Raw genomic sequence first — 4166 nt, forward strand, 5'->3', positions numbered from 1 at the left:
GCCGGCATTCGAGCTCAAACTCGACATCGACCGTGACGGCAAGATGGACAGGGTTGTGGTGATGCAGGAGCCCGGCGCGCCGGCCGATCTCATCATCTATCTGGCAGCCGGCGAGGACCACCTTGATCCTCCCCCGCGGCCTGATTTCGTCAGGAAGGGACTGACCGAAGACCGTATCATCGATCTCGAAAGCAAGGGCAAGGGATCGGTGGCGATCACGTCCTGCTTCGGCTGCGGCGCCAGCAAATCGACGGAAGAAACGCTGACGATCGTCTACCGCCGAGGCAGGTTCCTGGTCGGCGGCTACAGCCGCAACTGGGACTGGAACAAGCAGACGGTGGATGGCGTCGAGACGACGCTCGGCAGTTGCGACATCAATTTCCTCACCGGCAAGGGTGTCGCCTCGCAGGATCTGGACGACGGCAAGCCGATCGAGGGGAAGTTCACGCCGGTCAATCTCTCTGACTGGTCGTACGAGCGCCGTCCGAAGCCTTGCGAATTCAGCGACTGAGCAGGCCCTTGGCTGCGTCCTCGTCGGTGATCAGCACCGAGACCCTGGTGTTGGCAAGCGCGGCGCGCATGACGGCCACCTTGTCCTGCCCACCCGAAACCAGGATGATCGACGGAATATCGGAGAGATCCTGCAGCGGAAAGGCGCAGACGCGACGGTTGACCTCATGGTCGATGGGGCGGCCCTCGACGTCGATGAAGTAGCAGAGGATGTCGCCGACAGCGCCGGCCGCCTGCAATTCCTCGAGCTCGCTAGGCTTGATGAAGCCGTAATTGGCGATCGGGCTGTTGCCGGAGAAGGCGCCGACGCTGAGCACGGCGATGTTGGCGCGCCGGGCACGGAAGACGACGTCCTGGACGCTGCGCTGGCTCATGAAGGCATCGCGCTGTTCCGGCCTGTCAGCATAGACCGGCACGGGCAGCAGATAGCATTCGGCGCCGATCTTCTCGGCGAACTCCCAGGCGCTCTCGGTCGGGTTGAGCGGCTGCGCGTGAGTGAGGCCGCCAAGCATCGAGACCACCGTGGTCCTGGCAATCGGCCGCCGGGGCAGTTCGTTGATGGCGAATTTCAGCGTGCGGCCCCAGCCGAGCGCGATGACATCACCGGGATTGACGTTGTCGGCCAGATAGGTTGCCGCGGCATGGCCGATCATCAGCGGCGCGTTGCTTCTGTCCGCGGCCGACGGCACGACAACGGCCTGGCTCAGGCCAAAGCGCTGCTTCAGGCTCTCCTCGAGCTGCACGCATTCGACGACGCTGTCGCGGATGCGGAACTGGACCACGCCCTCCTCGCGGGCGGCGGAGAGGATACGATGCACCTTGATGCGGCCGATGCCGAGGATCTCCGAGATGCGCTCCTGCGTCAGACCCTCGACATAATAGTGCCAGGCAGCGCGCGCCTTGAGCTCGGCGTCCGGGAAGCGCGAGGCCTTCTCGTTCTCGATCACCGCCATCCTCATGCCCTCCTGCCGCTGTCGCCAGCCAGCGTCGTTCGTCCGGTCGTCTTGGTCCACTCCACGACCTGACGGCACCGGCTTCGGACCAGAAAACTGATTCCGGTCGCGCATGATGCCCTTGCCCTCCTAGGGCAATCCGTTGGGTGGCGCAAACCGCCGCTGAGCGGCGCGACGGCCCTTGACAATTTTCTGATGAACAGATTAGCTGAACAAAATTGCATATCAAAGATAAATTGTTCACAAGGGAGGATGCCTGGTGAACAAGAACGGACGGCGACGCATCGCCTGTCCGCCGACGGAGGAGACGAAGTGGCTGTGAGCAACGATGCAAGCGAGCTGAAGGGCGTGACGAGCGCGCAAGGCTCGACCGGCGCAAAGCTTTCGGCGCTGTTTGCCGGAACCATGGGACCGCTGATCGGGCTGGCGCTGCTGTGCCTGGCGCTGACGATGACAACCGACACCTTCCTGACGGTGCGAAACATCCTCAACGTGCTCGACCAGATCACCGTGCTCGGCATCATGGCGATCGGCATGACGCTGGTCATCCTGATCGGCGGCATCGATCTTTCGGTCGGCTCGGTGCTGGCGCTGGCCTCGATGGTGATGGGCTTCGTCGCCCACCCCGACTATCTCAATCTCGGGATGCCGGCCGGCGTTGCCGCGGCGCTCGTCGTCGCCGGCCTTTGCGGCCTCGTTTCGGGTCTGCTTGTGACGGTGACCAGGCTGCCGCCTTTCATCGCCACGCTGGCCATGATGTCGGTGGCGCGGTAGTTGAGGAAGATGGCGAAGACGATCGCCATCTTCCTCAACTACCGCGCCACCGGTCGCAGCCTCTACGCGGTCGGCGGCAGCGCCGAAGTCGCGCGCCTGTCCGGCATTCCGGTGAGGTCACTGACCAACTGGGTCTATGCGATCTGCGGCGTGCTCGCCGGACTTGCCGGCATCGTGCTCGCCGCAAGGCTCGATTCCGTACAGCCAAGCTCTGGCCTCGGCTACGAGCTCGACACGATCGCTGCCGTGGTCATCGGCGGCGCCAGCCTTTCGGGCGGCGTCGGCTCGATCGGCGGCACGGCGGTCGGCGTGCTCATCATCGGCGTGCTGCGCAACGGGCTCAACTTGCTTGGCGTTTCGCCCTTCATCCAGCAGGTGGTGATCGGCGTGGTGATCGCGCTTGCCGTCGCCACCGACACCTGGCGGCGCAGAGCACAGTGAGGAGCCGGGCGCAATGAGAATTCGCCCGGATCTCCGGGCGATAGACGGATCGGTCGATCCGAGACTGGGAATGTTCGGCCATGGGGCGCCGTGATGCGCGGGCGGAACAGATTGAATATCAACGGAGGAAAACCATGCTGACCAAACGATCACTCTTGCTTGCCGCCGCGGCCATCATCCCGCTGCTTGGCCTGTCCGACGCCGCTTCGGCCAAGGACGCCAAGAAGCTCGGACTGGCTGTCGCCAACCTGCAGGCCGACTTCTTCAACCAGATCAAGCAGTCGGTTGAGGCTTATGCCAAGGAGAAGGGCATCGAGGTTGTCACCGTCGACGCCAAGGGCGATTCGGCCACCCAGGTCAGCCAGGTGCAGGACCTAATCACGCAGAACATCGACGCGCTGATCTACATCCCGGCCGGCGCCACCGCCGCAACCGTGCCGACCAAGACGGCGAAGGCCGCCGGCCTCCCGGTCGTCAATGTCGACCGCAACGCCGACGGCGCGCCGGGCGACACTTTCATCGCCACCAACAGCGTCGCCTCGGCCCAGGGCGTGTGCGACTACATCGCCAAGCAGGCCGGCGGCAAGGGCGAGATGATCATCATCCATGGCCAGAAGGGCACGACGCCGGAAGTCGACCGCTCGAAGGGCTGCGGCGAGGCGCTCAAGGCCTATCCCGACATCAAGGTGGTTGGCGAGCTGTGGAGCGAAGGCTGGCACCAGGATGAGGGCTTCAAGCTGACGCAGGACCTGCTGCAGTCGCATCCCGAGGTGTCGATCGTGTTCGGCCAGGCCGACGCGCTGGCGCTGGGCGCCGCGCAGGCGGTCAAGGTCGCCAATCCCGGCCACAAGGTGTGGGTTGCCGGCTTTGACGGCGACGTGGCGGCGCTGAAGGCCTTGAAGGACGGCGTGTTCGACGTCACCGCCACCCAGCAGACGCAGGGCATGGGCCGGCTCGCCGTCGACGCGGCGATCAAGCTGGTGGCCGGCGACAAGATCCCCGCCGAACAGCTGCAGGAAGCGACGCTGACCACCAAGGACAATGTCGAGCAGTTCATCGCCAAGCATCCGTAAGGACTGACACCCTTCTAGAGAGCGCCATGATGTCCCCTGACCCTCGCCAAAGCGGAAGCCCGCACAATGGGCTCTTCGTCAGCGGTCTGTGCAAGAGCTACGGGCCGGTGCAGGTCCTGGCCGATGCGAGCTTCGAAGTGCGGCCGGGCGAGGTCGTGGCGCTGCTCGGCGAGAACGGCGCCGGCAAGTCGACCGTCTCCAACATCATCGCCGGTTCGACCAAGCCCGATGCCGGCACCATCATCTGGCGGGGGAAGCCCTACTCCCCCGCCAATCCGGCCGCGGCCATCGAGGCCGGCGTCGGCATGATCCATCAGGAATTGAAGCTGCTGCCGGACCTGTCGGTGGCGGAGAACGTCTATGTCGGGCGCCTGCCGATGCGCGGCGGCCGCATCGATCGCGCGACCATGAATGC

At 64.8% G+C, this 4166-nt stretch carries 4 protein-coding genes and 1 pseudogene; 4 read left to right on the top strand and 1 reads right to left on the bottom strand.

All coding sequences use genetic code 11. The features are described from left to right. A partial coding sequence (locus tag EOA33_RS39290) for a hypothetical protein (protein WP_190234379.1) occupies positions 1–511 on the top strand: 511 nt, incomplete at its 5' end. Here the strand turns inward: EOA33_RS39290 and EOA33_RS26340 are convergent. Beyond that, on the bottom strand, positions 501–1463 hold the full coding sequence (locus EOA33_RS26340; protein WP_126056025.1) for a sugar-binding transcriptional regulator: 963 nt from the start codon (positions 1461–1463) through the stop codon (positions 501–503). The two genes, EOA33_RS39290 and EOA33_RS26340, sit on opposite strands and share 11 nt — an antisense overlap. A 312-nt stretch (positions 1464–1775) precedes the next feature. Between EOA33_RS26340 and EOA33_RS26345 the strand changes: the two are divergent. The 3 genes and pseudogenes from EOA33_RS26345 to EOA33_RS26355 form a co-directional block, all read left to right on the top strand. Then, positions 1776–2678: pseudogene (locus EOA33_RS26345) on the top strand (ABC transporter permease). 134 nt (positions 2679–2812) lie between these two features. After that, positions 2813–3751 (top strand): sugar ABC transporter substrate-binding protein, encoded by a 939-nt coding sequence (locus EOA33_RS26350; protein WP_126056026.1) that lies wholly within the window; start codon positions 2813–2815, stop codon positions 3749–3751. A 29-nt stretch (positions 3752–3780) separates the two neighbouring features. Next, a partial coding sequence (locus tag EOA33_RS26355; RefSeq protein ID WP_145989288.1) for an ATP-binding cassette domain-containing protein occupies positions 3781–4166 on the top strand: 386 nt, incomplete at its 3' end.

This window comes from Mesorhizobium sp. M4A.F.Ca.ET.050.02.1.1, assembly GCF_003997725.1.
Taxonomy (GTDB): Bacteria; Pseudomonadota; Alphaproteobacteria; order Rhizobiales; family Rhizobiaceae; genus Mesorhizobium.

What these genes read in the sequence shown, in the direction of transcription:
- EOA33_RS26340 (WP_126056025.1), bottom strand. Translation starts at nt 1,463, where the DNA reads ATGGCGGTGATCGAGAACGAGAAGGCCTCGCGCTTCCCGGACGCCGAG.
- EOA33_RS26350 (WP_126056026.1), top strand. Translation starts at nt 2,813, where the DNA reads ATGCTGACCAAACGATCACTCTTGCTTGCCGCCGCGGCCATCATCCCG.